General features: G+C 32.0%; 14 protein-coding genes. 4 read left to right on the forward strand and 10 right to left on the reverse strand.

The annotated features are described in order from the left end of the window. Positions 1-408 precede the first annotated feature (408 nt). Positions 409-1,485, forward strand: coding sequence for a peptide chain release factor 1 (gene prfA, locus B0A81_RS02145; protein ID WP_089056494.1), 1,077 nt, complete (start codon positions 409-411; stop codon positions 1,483-1,485). 432 nt (positions 1,486-1,917) lie between these two features. Next, entirely contained in the window at positions 1,918-3,249 is a 1,332-nt protein-coding gene (locus tag B0A81_RS02150) for a DUF5723 family protein (RefSeq protein WP_089056495.1), read from the forward strand. Between the two features lie 428 nt (positions 3,250-3,677). Here the strand turns inward: B0A81_RS02150 and B0A81_RS02155 are convergent, their stop codons facing one another. The 8 genes from B0A81_RS02155 to B0A81_RS02190 all read right to left on the reverse strand — a co-directional run bounded on the left by B0A81_RS02155 (position 3,678) and on the right by B0A81_RS02190 (position 9,307). Beyond that, the gene (locus B0A81_RS02155) at positions 3,678-4,034 is read right to left on the reverse strand and encodes a hypothetical protein (protein ID WP_089056496.1); all 357 of its coding nucleotides are present in this window, start codon (positions 4,032-4,034) and stop codon (positions 3,678-3,680) included. A 31-nt stretch (positions 4,035-4,065) separates the two neighbouring features. Further along, on the reverse strand, positions 4,066-4,425 hold the full coding sequence (locus tag B0A81_RS02160; RefSeq protein ID WP_089056497.1) for a hypothetical protein: 360 nt from the start codon (positions 4,423-4,425) through the stop codon (positions 4,066-4,068). A gap of 33 nt (positions 4,426-4,458) precedes the next feature. Next, positions 4,459-4,743: a YtxH domain-containing protein gene (locus B0A81_RS02165; RefSeq protein WP_089056498.1), complete on the reverse strand. Its 285-nt coding sequence runs from the start codon at positions 4,741-4,743 to the stop codon at positions 4,459-4,461. A gap of 129 nt (positions 4,744-4,872) precedes the next feature. After that, positions 4,873-5,394, reverse strand: coding sequence for a DUF4142 domain-containing protein (locus B0A81_RS02170; protein ID WP_244281236.1), 522 nt, complete (start codon positions 5,392-5,394; stop codon positions 4,873-4,875). A 196-nt stretch (positions 5,395-5,590) separates the two neighbouring features. Next, positions 5,591-7,375 (reverse strand): sensor histidine kinase, encoded by a 1,785-nt coding sequence (locus B0A81_RS02175; protein WP_089056500.1) that lies wholly within the window; start codon positions 7,373-7,375, stop codon positions 5,591-5,593. A gap of 10 nt (positions 7,376-7,385) precedes the next feature. Further along, positions 7,386-7,832 (reverse strand): response regulator, encoded by a 447-nt coding sequence (locus B0A81_RS02180; RefSeq protein WP_089056501.1) that lies wholly within the window; start codon positions 7,830-7,832, stop codon positions 7,386-7,388. 13 nt (positions 7,833-7,845) lie between these two features. Further along, on the reverse strand, positions 7,846-8,403 hold the full coding sequence (locus B0A81_RS02185; protein ID WP_089055193.1) for a helix-turn-helix domain-containing protein: 558 nt from the start codon (positions 8,401-8,403) through the stop codon (positions 7,846-7,848). A 430-nt stretch (positions 8,404-8,833) separates the two neighbouring features. Further along, a complete protein-coding gene (locus tag B0A81_RS02190) occupies positions 8,834-9,307 on the reverse strand; it encodes a Dps family protein (RefSeq protein WP_089056502.1) in 474 nt (157 codons plus the stop codon). Between the two features lie 342 nt (positions 9,308-9,649). Between B0A81_RS02190 and pyrF the strand changes: the two genes are divergently transcribed. Together pyrF and B0A81_RS02200 are read left to right on the forward strand one after the other, a co-directional pair. Next, positions 9,650-10,477 carry an orotidine-5'-phosphate decarboxylase gene (gene pyrF, locus B0A81_RS02195; RefSeq protein WP_089056503.1) on the forward strand — a complete coding sequence of 276 codons (828 nt, stop codon included), beginning with the start codon at positions 9,650-9,652 and terminating at the stop codon, positions 10,475-10,477. 114 nt (positions 10,478-10,591) lie between these two features. Beyond that, on the forward strand, positions 10,592-11,392 hold the full coding sequence (locus B0A81_RS02200; RefSeq protein WP_089056651.1) for an ABC transporter substrate-binding protein: 801 nt from the start codon (positions 10,592-10,594) through the stop codon (positions 11,390-11,392). On the opposite strand, the gene B0A81_RS02205 is transcribed toward B0A81_RS02200, so the two are convergent. Together B0A81_RS02205 and B0A81_RS02210 are read right to left on the reverse strand one after the other, a co-directional pair. Then, positions 11,389-12,309: a helix-turn-helix domain-containing protein gene (locus tag B0A81_RS02205; RefSeq protein ID WP_089056504.1), complete on the reverse strand. Its 921-nt coding sequence runs from the start codon at positions 12,307-12,309 to the stop codon at positions 11,389-11,391. The two genes, B0A81_RS02200 and B0A81_RS02205, sit on opposite strands and share 4 nt — an antisense overlap. Positions 12,310-12,377: 68 nt before the next feature. Further along, entirely contained in the window at positions 12,378-13,388 is a 1,011-nt protein-coding gene (locus B0A81_RS02210; protein WP_089056505.1) for an aldo/keto reductase, read from the reverse strand. Positions 13,389-13,930: the final 542 nt, after the last annotated feature.

Raw genomic sequence — 13,930 nt, forward strand, 5'->3', positions numbered from 1 at the left:
CACTTAATATGTGTATAATAAAGTTTTTATAATCTACTTAAAATTGAAAAGACACGAATATTTCTCTAGTTTTTTATTATTTCAAATGAATGAATTAAGCGTGAAAAACGATTATAAAATAATCATTATAAACATAACTATATTAAACTTCTGAAATTTGCAGGAAACCGTAAAACATCTCTTTAAATCAATTGCCCTAGCCCTAAGAGCACAGGTGCTTTTTTTATGTAAGTGGTAATTTAGTTATAAAAACAAACATCGCATTTAATTTAAATTTATCACCAAGTAAAAACACCTGATTTACGACAAAAAAACTCAAAATTCTCTTGTCAAAATTCCCAAAAAATAACCACTAGAATTTTCCACAAAAATTTTGTAATTTTGCAGTCCAATAAAAGGAATTAGAAAATGTTAGATAGACTTCAATATGTAAAGCAGCGTTTTGATGAGATTTCGGATTTGATTATTCAGCCGGATGTAATTGCTGATCAAAAACGTTATGTGCAACTCAACCAAGAATATAAAAGCATAAAAGCTTTGGTTGAAAAGAGAGAAGAATACATTCTTGTTTTAGCAAATATTGACGAAGCAAACGAAATTATTGCTGACGGAAGCGATGCAGATATGGTTGAAATGGCCAAAATGCAGCTAGACGAAGCCAAAGAGCGTTTGCCGCAGCTAGAGGAGGAAATCAAATTTATGTTGATTCCTAAAGATCCTGAAGATGCTAAAAATGTAATGGTGGAGATTCGCGCGGGAACGGGTGGAGACGAAGCAAGTATTTTTGCAGGAGATTTATTCAGAATGTATACTAAATATTGTGAATCTCAAGGTTGGAGAACTTCGGTTGTAGATATGAACGAAGGAACTTCTGGAGGTTTCAAAGAGGTTATTTTTGAGGTTTCGGGTGAGGATGTTTACGGAACTTTAAAGTTTGAAGCAGGTGTTCACCGTGTACAACGTGTTCCTCAAACAGAAACGCAAGGTCGTGTGCATACATCGGCAGCTACTGTTATGGTTTTACCAGAAGCAGAAGAGTTTGATGTACAAATTGATATGAACGATGTTCGTGTAGATTTCTTCTGTTCGTCAGGACCTGGAGGACAATCGGTGAATACTACGAAATCGGCAGTACGTTTAACGCACATTCCAACAGGATTAGTGGCGCAATGTCAAGATCAGAAATCGCAGCATAAAAATAAAGATAAAGCGTTAACGGTTTTACGTTCTCGTTTGTACGAAATGGAATTGGCTAAGAAAGAAGCGGAAGATGCTACAAAACGTACTTCTCAGGTTAGTTCTGGTGACCGTTCGGCTAAAATTCGTACGTACAACTATGCGCAAGGTCGTGTAACTGATCACCGTGTTGGTTTAACTCTTTACGATTTAGGAAATATCATGAATGGTGATATTCATAAAATTGTTGCCGAGCTTCAGTTGGTTAACAATATGGAGAAATTGAAAGAAGCTTCGGAGGTTTTTTAATCTGAGGTTAAAAAAGGTACAGAGGTACAAAGATGCAGAGGTTTTAAGGTTTTCTCTCTTTGAACTTATACTATATTAAAAGTCGAACAATATGTTCGGCTTTTTTTTTGTAATAAATCGAGTAATTCTTATTTGTATATAGCCAATGATTTCAACCATTGGGACGCAATGTATTTACAATTCATTTTTCATAACCAATTTTTTACAAATCATTTCCCGTAATACAGCTCCCGAAATATCTTGCATAGTTTCAATCATGAGCAATATTTTGGTTTTTCTCAATTCTAAGAAAAATCTTAAAACCTTTGATTTTCTGCATCTTTGGCTCTTTGTTCGTTAGAAAAAAAGTTTTTTTTTAACATTTTTCTTTTAATATTTGTGTGCCTTTTCAACCATAAAAGGTGTAACTAACCAATTGTTTAAAACTAATTTATGAAGAGAACTTTACTATTATTTTGCTTCTTTGGAAGCTTTTTTTATGTCCAAGGACAATCGTATTTTGGATTTCGGGATGATAATTATGCAGGAATTCAAGGTGTGTTATTTAACCCGTCGGCTGTGGTCGATTCTAAATACAAAGTTGATATTAATGTGTTTTCGGCTAGTGCAACCGGACAGAATGATTTGTATGGAGTTAATTTTGCCGAGATTTTAGATGGCAGTTTTGATTTGCAAAGAGACGGAAAGAAGAATATTAAAGCGAATAATAAAGGGAATTTTAATGTCGATATTTTAGGTCCGTCCGTTATGTTCAATATTACTCCCGCTCACAGCGTTGCACTTTTTACGCGTGTTCGAAGTGTAACCAATGTTGTCGATGTAAATGGTCAACTTGTTGATGAGGTAAATAAAGATCTAGATGTTTCAAATAGTTTTTTAATAACTGGAGGAAATCCAAATGCTGTTACCAATTCGTGGGCAGAGATTGGAGCCAGTTATGGTACAGTTTTACTTGATGAAGAAGAACATTTTATAAAAGGCGGTGTTACGCTGAAATACTTGCTGGCAGGAGTAAATGGTTACATCAACGGAAATAATTTGAGTGTTGCTTTTAATAAAAACAATGTAAATCCGGCTTTGAGTGAATATTACTCAACGGGAACATTAAAAACAGCGGCAAGTTATGACTATCAAAATGGTAATGATCCTAAGTTTGATGGAACTTCGGCTGGTGTGGGCGTTGATTTAGGATTTACTTATGAATATCGTACCAATTGCCATACTTGCAGAGGAAATCGATATAAGTTTAAAACTGCAGTTTCTATAACAGATATTGGAAAGCTTAATTATAAAAATATGGTCGAGAACACGTACGATTTGTCAGGAAGAGTTACGCAGGATGATATTGATAATGCCGATAATATTTTTGAATTCTTTGATGCCAATTATGTAAAAACAGCATCACGAAAAGGAATGCAGGCCAATTTACCAACTGCTTTACACACCAATTTTGACTGGAATATTAATAATAAGTTTTATCTGAATTTAAGCGGAGATTTTGGATTGGTTGATGCTAAAAAAACAAACGGAACTGCAATTGCCAATTCGGTTACATTTACGCCTAGATTTGAAGACGGAAAATTTAGTTTTTACGTTCCTGTGACTTGGATGGAATATGGCGGAACGCAAGTTGGAACTGGTTTTAGAGCCGGCCCATTATTTATAGGTTCAGGATCATTAATCAGCAATTTATTTTCAAACAATTCTAAAGGTTGCAACCTTTATGTGGGCTTGAAATTTCCTATTTATCAAAATTATAATTAAAGGGGCTGAGATACTCAGGTTCTGAGGTTTTTTTTTGAGGTGCAAAGGTGCAAAGGTGTAGAGGCACAAAGGCTTTTTTTTTCCTGAGATGTATTTTAGAGAATAAAAAAGCGCGAGTTTCACTTTTGTGAAACTCGCGCTTTTGGGTTAAGATAAGTTTAAGTTTTTAAGAAAAAAACTTAGAATCTCAGTACCTTAAAGCCTAAGAATCTTAGCACCTTAACTATAGTGATGTATTAACCGTTTAATCATTTGTTATAATTTAAAACGTATAAACAAGTTAGATACCTAAAAATACTCTTGTAAATTCAAAACATTTATATAGGGTAGAGTAGATGTTCACACTATTTTTGATTATTATTTCATTTAACTTTTCCATAATCATATGTATTAAGTTAGACAATCACTCTTTATGATGGTTCATTATGTCATGATTCCTCTTTTGCTGTTTCACGTGAGGGTTCATGTGGTTTCGAAACTAAATTGGTTACAACAAGCTGCAACAATGATCCGAAGATGCTTTTAAATGTTGAAGGGGTTTTTCCTACTACGAGTTTTTTAGCTAGAAAACCAATTCCAATACTAATCGCTGATTGCGCCAAATGACTTTTGAAACCAATTGTTTCATTGATTTCTTCAACCGTATTCCTAATTAGATTAATGGGTTTTAAGTTATCTTTAATATCCTCGATTTCTTCTTTAATAGAATGCCATTCAGTACCTTGTCTGTTTTCGAGCTGTTGTATTTTCTGATTCAATTCATCAATAGTGTAAATAGCCTCCATAGTAGTCTTTTTTAGTTATTAATGGAATAAATCAGTTTTTAGTTTCTTTTAGAATACTGGAAACAATTGTATTTCCAATTGGAGTTTTAATTAAAGTATGGTGCATTTTGTGAATCACAATGGCGACAATTAAATAAAAAAGTGCCATAATAAAAAAGCCATAATAATATTCTCCAAGTTCTTTTCCAATCCATAAACTAATACCAATATTTAGAAACAAGGAAAAAAATGCAACAACAACCGCAACCGCAATCTTTGATGTGAGTGTTGAAACTACATCTGCCACAGACGATACCGTTTTAAGTTTTAGTAATTCTAAACTCGTTTTGGTATAATTTTCGGCTTTTTCATAAAGATTTAGGTCCTCATTTGTTGTTGCATTTGGTTCCATGATATTGGTATTTATGGTTTGAAAGAATCACTTTTAGTAATTTGATTTTGCAGATTTAGCTTCGTCTTTTAAAGCATTAAAGTCTTCTTTTGCTTCATTAAACTTTGCTTTTCCTTCTTGAATAATCTCTTTACCGTTTGAAGTGATTGTGTGTACAACGCCGTCAAATTTATGTTTGATATTATCGCCGTAGTCTCTTGATTTATCTTTGATTTTTTTTCTAGTATTTGAGCCTTTATCTGGTGCAAATAATACTCCTAATAATGCTCCTGCCGCAGCAGCTCCAACAATTCCTAAAATGGTGTTACTCGTTTTCATAATAATTGAATTTTAGTGATTAATATATTTAATTTAAAAAGGGTTCATTTTTTACGTTTCCAGCCTTTAAAAAGTCTTTAGTATTTATATCTTCATTATTAAAATAGCTGCCAATAAAATGGCAAACTATTAGTTTATTTCTTTTTTCAGGTTGAGTTCCGTTTCTCTTAAAAGATCAAATTGTTCAGGTAAATAGGTCAATACTAATTTTAAAATAGTTTTGTCATTTGTTTCTTTAGAGATCGATTCCAGTAATTCGATTTGTTCTTCCAAATATTGTTTCATCAACTTTAAATAAACAGTGTCAAAATCAAAAGCATTTACGTTAACCAGATTGTAAGTGTCTCTTCGATGCGGCGCATCTATTTCGGATATAATAATGAGCCTTTTAGTCGCTAATTCATTTACATCTTCTAATAACCGATTTTGCTGTCTTTCGATTTTCAAACTCAAAATTGCTATTGAACTTTCTGAACTTTTTTGTTGTGCAATCTTACTTTTTGAAATAATTGCTTTACTTACATTAGCAGTAGCTATAAAAAAAAAGGCTTCCGTTTCTTCCTTTTCATTTTTTGCAAAAGTTTCATTTTTCTTCAATGTCGTTTCAATTGGATTATTTTTTTTGCATGATGAAACACAAATGATAATCAAAAAAAAACACACTTTAAAAAATGCTCCCTTTAGTATAGGTATTGCTCTCATTATTACTTCATAAAGTATTATATTACAAAGTTGGCGAGGAATAGTGTATTTTGCTTTACACCATAAAAAAGAAACGTTATATAATTCCCATAAAGAAATTATATAACGTTATTTCGCAGTGCTTTAAGTTGTGTTTTTTGAAAGATTAATCAGGAAGAAAAATGGTAAAAACCGAACCCTTATCCGGCTCGCTGTCTGCCATAATAAAGCCTTTATGATTGTCGACAATTTTTTTACAGATTGCCAAACCAATTCCGGTTCCAGGATAATCTGTTTTTGAATGTAAACGTTGAAATAATATAAAAATAGTGTCTTTAAATTGAGGATCAAATCCCATTCCATTATCCGTAAAAGTAATCTTGTGGTATTTTTTTACATTTTGATCCAGCAATTCAGGATAATCTTCAGAAAGTACTTTAGTGCTCTCAATTACAATTTCGGGAGTAACATTAGGTTTGCTGTACTTTAATGAATTTCCAATTAAATTGATAAAAAGCTGTTCTATTTGATACGGAATCACAGATAATTTTGGCAGTTTTGAAACCGTAATAACCGCTTTTTTATCCTCGATAATTTCTGTTAATTCAGCTTCAGCATTTTGAAGCAATTCATTTAACTGCGATTTTATAAACTCTTTTTTAGTCGTATTTGTTCTTGAAAATAAAAGCAGATCATCAATTAAAACACGCATTCTTTTGGCCGAAATCTGAATTTTAGTAATGTAATCATTGGCGCTTTGAGACATTACAGCCTTGTCAGCATCAGAAATTCTCGAAATAAAAGTTTGGATTTTCCTCAATGGTTCCTGCAAATCATGACTGGCAACATGGTTAAAAGAAGCCAGTTCTTTATTGCTTTTTTCTAATTCTTTATTACGTTCCTGTAATTCGATATTCAACAGATGCTCATCAGTAATATCAAAATTGATTCCCAGTAAAATTTTACTTCCCTGTTGATCCGTTAATAATTTTCCTGTTGACTTAAAATATCGGACTTCGCGGCTTGGAAGTAAGATTTTATAATAAACAAAAGGAAGACGTCCGTTGTTTATGATTCCTTCAATAGAATTAGCAACCGTTTCTTTATCATCAGGATGAACAAAATTTAAAAAAGTATCTTTTTCAGGTACAAATGAACCTGGCTCATAACCTAATAATCGAAATTGATTATCAGAATAATCGATTTTATTGGAGTCTAAATCCCATTGCCACGTGCTGAATTTACCAATTGTTTCAGATTGAGCTATTAAACCGCTGGAAATTAAGAGTTTCTTATTGAAAATTTTCAAACGCTCGAAATCTTTGCTTATTTGTCTGTAAGCCAGTAAAATAAAGCTCATAGCGACTAAGAATAATGAAATAGAAAAAAGCGGACTTAAAGATATTTCGGCATCATAGATTTTCAGCCTTTTGTTTAAGTATTTTTTCTCCATATCATTCATTTCGTCAACCTTAAAACGAATGTTTTCCATCAGGATTCGACCGCCAAACATATGATTGTCAAGTCTGCGTTTATCGTATGTTTTAGGATCGCTGTATTTTAAGCAGTTTTCAAACGAAACGAAACGTTGAATAATTAGCTTAAAAAGTTTACGAAGGTTTTCCTGCTGTACAGGATTATCAGCCGTTAATTTTCGTAACGTGATAAAGGAAGTGTTTACTTTATCACGCGAATAAATATAAGGTGTTAAAAATCGTGCATTTCTAGTAATAATATAACCTCGCTGACCCGTTTCGGCATCTTTAATCGCCGACATTAAACGCTCCAGCTGAATATTTATCTCATAAGTATGCATAACAAGCTTACTCGATTCGTTTAAATCTTGATTGTGCTTGTATGCAATAGAGGAAAGAAATAACAGAATGAAAACTGCGATTACAAAAATAACTCTCAAAGAGTTTGAAGAATTAAAATTTGGGATCCATTTCATTGATGTACAATTATTTTAGACGCAGTAAAAAATTATCACGATTTAATCCTGATGTATGATAGTGCCAGTTTACAGTCACAACTTCGTTAATTATTTTTTTAAGCGTATTAAAATCGCTTGGTTTTTTAATGTAAATATTGGCACCTTGAATAAAAGTATCTTCAATATCTTCTTCAGATGATGAAGTTGAATAAATGGCGATAATAATGTTTTTAAGATGTTCTGTTTTTTTGATTTCGATCAAACATTCTTTTCCTGTTTTTTTAGGCATATTCAAATCGAGAAATAAAATATCTGGAATTTTAGTATTTGGGTTCATCAAATGATCCATTAACTGCATTCCGTCATGAACAAAATTTACGTTGGTTTGTACTTTTACTTCTTCGAAAGCATCCTTAAAAAAAAGACGATCATCTTCATCATCATCTGCAAGTAAAATATGTAATGCGTTTTGCATTTTTATGTGGTATTTAGTTTTGTTTTAAATTTTCTCTTCGTTTCTTAATTATTCGCTGAAAAGCTGATGGCGTAATGCCGGTTGTGTTTTTAAATTGTGTGCTTAAATGTGCAACACTTGAATAATTTAATAAGAACGCGATTTCTGTTAAGCTCATTTCGTTAATAATAATTAACTGTTTTGCTCTTTCAATTTTTTGTAAAATGATGAAGTTTTCAATAGAAGAATAAGTCACTTCAGAGAAAACGTTCGATAAATATCCGTAGCTATGATTTAGTTTTTCTGCTAAGAAAACGGAACTTTTATAATTGTTATTGTCTTCCATGAAAACAAGCTCAATTATAGCATCTTTAATTTTTTGAACTAAAACACTTTTTTGATTTTCAACAACTTCAAATCCGCAAGGGCTTAAATTGTTTTTTAAAGCTTCGAGTGCATCAGAATCTAGACTATCATCAACTTCGATTTCTCCAAAACCCAAAGTAGTAAAATTTATATTTTGCTGCTCGAGATTTTGCTTCAGATAAAGAGAGCAAATGGTGTTAATGTCAAACTTTATAAACAGTTTCATTTTATACAAATTTGGTTAAAGATAATTAATTTATTTTGGCTTATAGTCTTTCTTACTCGTTGTATTAAGGAAATATTAACGTATAAAAACTAAATTTTCAAAAAAATACCGTCTAATATTTTGCTACTAGACGGTACTTCTGATCGAATAAGAAAGTTTCATAATTCTGACAGGATTTGATAAAATTCTTTTTTTCCTGTATTTGCTAAAGTTTTTGGTACGTCGCAACTTTTATCTTTAGCAAAAATTAAATCATCAACGGTCAGAAAAGCATTTTAATACTTCAGATTCTGTTTTATTCAACCAAGCCTTTTTATTTCTGTAAATAGAATGTGGGGTCCTTTTTACATGGTAAAGTTGCCTATTAATATTGAGTTTCGTGTTATATTTATTTTGGAAATCGTTGCATAATTCACATTTCAAGCTTTTTTTAAACTTGATAGCGACGCAGAATCCAAGCCATTTTTTCATGTTCCTGCAATAAGTTCGTCACAAAATCTGCAGAGCCGGCATCATTGGCTTCGTCTTCAAAAATCGGAATATAAGATCGAAATTCAGTTACCAACTGTTCGTGATTTTCTAGAAGTTCCTCAAGCATATGTTTTTGCGACGCATATTCCTTTGGAGATTCTTTAAGCGTTGAATTTTCTATAAACTCTTTCATTGTCCCGATTGTTTTCTCGCCAAGCTGATTGATGCGTTCTGCAACTTCATCGATTTGAGCTTCTAAAATTCGGTATTGCTCTTCAAACAATTTATGTAATTCCATAAAACTATTTCCCGAAATGTTCCAATGAAATTTTCTGGTTTTTACATAAAGAATCATTTCATTAGATAAAATAGTCGCTAATATACTTGTACTTTTTTTTAAATTTTTTGTTGATATTCCAATATTTGGGGTCATAACGGTCTGTTTTTTTAGAGTTCCTTTCAAAATTAAAAAGAATAGCTTCTTTTTTCTTACATAATTTTTTGCAGTTGTTATAAGAATTCAATGTTAATTAGATAATAGGACAATTAGATAATTAAAATTTAAAATTTTAAGCAATTACATTGTTACCCTGAGCGAAGTCGAAGGGCGAAACGTGAAGTTTTTTTGCTGCGAGTTGCACAAATTTTATTAACAAAAATTCTATTCGTGAAATTTGTGAAATTCGTGGCAAAGAATTAACCTGAAACTTCAAACCTAAAACCTGAAACAAAAACTAATATTATTTGTAATTTTGCAACACTCTTAAAATGTAATATGACAACACAACAACTACACGAACAAATTCTTCAAAAAAAATCATTTTTATGCGTTGGCTTAGATCCTGATTTAAATAAAATTCCAGCGCATTTATTAGAAACAGAAGATCCAATTTTTGAATTTAATAAAGCGATAATCGATGCCACTCATGATTTAACAGTTGGCTACAAACCAAATACTGCTTTTTTTGAAGCATACGGAATAAAAGGATGGATGTCATTGCAAAAAACAATCAATTACATCAACGAAAAGCATCCAGAGATTTTTACAATTGCCGATGCTAAACGCGGCGATATTGGAAATACTTCGAGCATGTATGCCAAAGCTTTTTTTGAAGATTTAAATTTTGATAGTGTAACTGTTGCTCCTTATATGGGAAAAGATTCTGTTGAGCCGTTTCTAGCTTTCGAAAATAAACATACTATTATGTTAGCTTTAACTTCTAACGAAGGTGCTTTCGATTTTCAGACTTTAAACACAAACGGGACAGAATTATACAAACAAGTTTTAGAGACTTCTAAAAAATGGAAAAACAGTGAAAATTTAATGTACGTTGTTGGCGCTACAAAAGCAGAATATTTTGCTGATATCAGAAAAATTGTTCCAGACAGCTTTTTGTTAGTTCCAGGAATTGGCGCTCAAGGCGGAAGTTTGTCTGAAGTATGCAAATACGGAATGAACGATAAAATTGGTTTATTGGTAAACTCCGCAAGAGCAATTATATATGCTTCTAAAGGAACCGACTTTGCTGAAAAGGCTAGAGAAGAAGCTTTATCAGTTCAAAAAGAAATGGAAGAGATTATTCGTTTAAAGTTTGAGGTTTAAAATTGTTCGCCGCGAATTGCACGAAGTTAAATTAGTGAAAGTTTGTGCAATTCGAGGTAAAAAACTTTGCGTAACTCTGTGATAGAAAACGCAATCCAACTTGAAATTTTAAACATGAAACAACTAACAGATCAAATAGGAACCGTTCATTTTTTTGAAACAGCTCCCAAACGAATTATTTCGCTGGTTCCATCTCAAACTGAATTGCTTTATGATTTGGGTTTAGAAGATAAAATAATCGGAATCACAAAATTTTGTGTTCATCCGTATCATTTAAAATCTACTAAGAAGATTGTCGGCGGTACTAAGAAAATTCATTTTGAAAAAATAAAACTTTTACAGCCTGATATTATCATTTGTAATAAAGAGGAGAATACAGAAGAAATAGTAAATCAGCTGCAAGAAATTTGCCCGGTTTGGGTTACCAATATTGTTTCTATAGAAGATAATTTTCAGATGATTTCAGATTTCGGTAAAATCTTCAATTGCAGAACTGAATCGCAAAAGTGGAACGACAAGTTAACTTTCGCCTTGAGCGATTTCAAAAAATATATTCAGGATATTGAAGTAAAAAAAGCGGCGTATTTTATTTGGAAAAATCCATATATGGTCGCCGGAAATGATACTTATATAAATGAATTGCTGAAACTAAATCATTTTCAGAATATCTACGAAGATAAAGGACGTTATCCTGAAATCGAACTTAAAAAAATGCGTCTGGAAGGCGATCCAGATGTTGTTTTTCTTTCATCAGAACCTTATCCTTTTAAAGAAGAAGACGCTTTTGAAATTGGAAGGTTTACGCATCATGCTAAAACAATCTTCGTTGACGGAGAAATGTTCTCTTGGCACGGCAGCCGATTATTAAAGGCTTTCGCGTATTTTAAATTACTTCACGAACGATTGAAAAATTAATTAAAAGAGCTTCTAAATTCTAAAGGCGAAACGTTGGTCTTGCTTTTAAATAATTTATTAAACGACTGCGGATATTCGAAACCTAATTTATATGCAGTTTCACTCACACTTAGTGAAGTCGTGGTAAGGAGTTCTTTAGCCTTTTCAATAATTTTATTGTGAATATGATGCTGTGTACTTTGTCCTGTCAATGAGCGTAACATATCACTAAGATAATTTGGCGTAACATTTAATTGTTCTGAAATGTAAGCTACAGTTGGCAAACCTAATTTTTGGACTTTATCACTTTCAAAATATTCAGAAAGAAGAATCTCTAATTTGTTTAAAAGCGTGTTGTTTGCATTTTTTCGGGTAATAAACTGCCGGTTGTAAAAACGATTGCAGTAATTAAGAAGCAGTTCAATATGTGAAACCATTACATCTTGACTGAAAGCATCTATAGATGAAAGATATTCTTGTTCGATATTTTTCATAATTCCAGTAATCATTGTTTCTTCTTTTTCAGAAAGATGTAGTGCTTCATTAACGGCATAAGAGAAATAACCATACTCTTTAATTTTTTTTGCTAAAGGATAACTCTGAATAAAATCAGGATGAATCACCAGCATTGAGCCATTTATAGTTGTATCCATTGGAACTTCTGTAGAAATAATTTGACCTGGTCCCATAAATGTCATAACACCTTCATCAAAATCATAATAGTTTTGACCGTATCTCATTTTTCCCTTAAATCCTTTTTTAATCGAAATCGTATAAAAGCTGTAAATGACGCTCTTTAGATTGTTATCAAAATGACAATTTATATCTTTCAGATTTACAAAACTTACCAAAGGATGATCTGGTTTTGAAATTTCTAACAATTGATGTAATTCCGAAATAGAACTTATAGTATGCGGAGTATGATCTTCTTTCTTCATGGCTTTAGGTTTAATACAGGAAAAGCTCTTGTAAAGATAACTTTTCCTGTAGATTTTTTTCTGAGTTCCTATAGATTAACAGATTTCATTCCAGCTTCATCATAACGATTTCCAGTAATTGTTCCTATTGGTATAATACTTTCCAATCTATTCAATTCTTCAGTAGTCAGGACAAGTTGTGCCGCTTCAATATTCTGTTCAACATATTTTACTCGTTTTGTACCCGGAATTGCTAAAAAGCCTTTAGAAGCGATCCATGCTAACGCCAATTGTGAGGCTGTAATTTTTCTTTCGTGAGCAATACCATTTATTTCATTTAAAAGTTCAATGTTTTTGTAAAATTGCTCTCCTTGAAAACGAGGAATTGATCTTCTAAAGTCATTTTCGGGTAAGTCTTCAGGATGTTGTATTTCACCCGAAATAAATCCTCTTCCTAAAGGAGAATACGCAACTACGCCAATTTGAAGTTCTTCTAATGTTTTTATAATTCCGTCTTCTTCAATGCTTCTTTCAAAAAGAGAATATTCACTTTGAACTGCAGTTAGAGGATGAATCTTGTGCGCTTTTTTAATTGTTTCAGAAGAAACTTCAGAAAGACCAATATATCCAACCTTTCCTTCTTTTACTAAATCTGACATTGCTTGAACTGTTTCTTCTATTGGAGTATTAGGATCAACGCGGTGTAAATAATACAAATCGATATAATCTGTTCCAAGATTTTTAAGAGAACGCTCTACAGCTTTTTTGACATATTCCTTTTTGCCATTAAACTGCCAGGTAAGCTCTTCGTTGTCGTTAATTTCAAAGCCAAATTTTGTAGCAATTTTGTAAGCATTACGATTTCCTTTTATCGCTTTTGAAATTAGTCTTTCATTTGCCAGCGGACCGTATAAATCTGCTGTGTCTAAAAAGTTACCGCCTAATTCAAGTGAACGGTGAATTGTTTTTATAGATTCAGTTTCGTCCGCTTTACCATAAATATCGTTTCCTGCAATTTGGCTCATTCCCATACAGCCTAAACCGATGTTAGGAATAATTAATCCTTGAGTTCCCAAATTCATTTCTTTTATTGCACTCATAATTTTTGTATTAGATTAAAATTGATAAGGCAAAGATCTAGCGTTATTATTTTTTCGAAGTAGCCAAATCTCTAATTGTTGTATCCAAATTGATGGTTTGTTTCTCTCGAGCTTTTGGAAGAAACAAAATAAAACAAAAAAAAATGCCGACATCTCGAAGACGCCGGCATTATTTAACTAACCAAAACCAAAATAATAAATAACCAGTTTATTACATTACAAATGTCCGACATATATCAATATTATGGTGTTAAGGTCTTGTTATTACTTTGTTGAATATAAGTTAATGTCTTAATTTAAAAATCCAATATTTTCAAATTCTAAATTCAAAAATGCAAACTTGTTTAAATTGGGATTTGAGATTTTTTTATTTGGAATTTACCCCAAAAAAGAATGCCGGCATCTCGAAGACGCCGGCATCATTTAACTAACCAAAACCAAAATAATAAATAACCAGTTTATTACACTACAAAGATCAGGTATATATGGATGCTTTGCTGTTAAGGTTTTGTTATTACTTTGTTGGACATACGTTAAGATTT

It is taken from the genome of Flavobacterium plurextorum, from assembly GCF_002217395.1.
GTDB lineage: Bacteria > Bacteroidota > Bacteroidia > Flavobacteriales > Flavobacteriaceae > Flavobacterium > Flavobacterium plurextorum.

Bases quoted from the DNA above. Each gene is read 5' to 3' on its own strand.
- B0A81_RS02180 (WP_089056501.1), bottom strand. From the start codon at position 7,832: ATGCAAAACGCATTACATATTTTACTTGCAGATGATGATGAAGATGAT.
- B0A81_RS02160 (WP_089056497.1), bottom strand. From the start codon at position 4,425: ATGGAACCAAATGCAACAACAAATGAGGACCTAAATCTTTATGAAAAA.
- B0A81_RS02185 (WP_089055193.1), bottom strand. From the start codon at position 8,403: ATGAAACTGTTTATAAAGTTTGACATTAACACCATTTGCTCTCTTTAT.
- B0A81_RS02205 (WP_089056504.1), bottom strand. From the start codon at position 12,309: ATGAAGAAAGAAGATCATACTCCGCATACTATAAGTTCTATTTCGGAA.
- B0A81_RS02200 (WP_089056651.1), top strand. From the start codon at position 10,592: ATGAAACAACTAACAGATCAAATAGGAACCGTTCATTTTTTTGAAACA.
- pyrF (WP_089056503.1), top strand. From the start codon at position 9,650: ATGACAACACAACAACTACACGAACAAATTCTTCAAAAAAAATCATTT.
- B0A81_RS02175 (WP_089056500.1), bottom strand. From the start codon at position 7,375: ATGAAATGGATCCCAAATTTTAATTCTTCAAACTCTTTGAGAGTTATT.
- B0A81_RS02165 (WP_089056498.1), bottom strand. From the start codon at position 4,743: ATGAAAACGAGTAACACCATTTTAGGAATTGTTGGAGCTGCTGCGGCA.
- B0A81_RS02150 (WP_089056495.1), top strand. From the start codon at position 1,918: ATGAAGAGAACTTTACTATTATTTTGCTTCTTTGGAAGCTTTTTTTAT.
- B0A81_RS02190 (WP_089056502.1), bottom strand. From the start codon at position 9,307: ATGACCCCAAATATTGGAATATCAACAAAAAATTTAAAAAAAAGTACA.
- B0A81_RS02155 (WP_089056496.1), bottom strand. From the start codon at position 4,034: ATGGAGGCTATTTACACTATTGATGAATTGAATCAGAAAATACAACAG.
- B0A81_RS02210 (WP_089056505.1), bottom strand. From the start codon at position 13,388: ATGAGTGCAATAAAAGAAATGAATTTGGGAACTCAAGGATTAATTATT.
- prfA (WP_089056494.1), top strand. From the start codon at position 409: ATGTTAGATAGACTTCAATATGTAAAGCAGCGTTTTGATGAGATTTCG.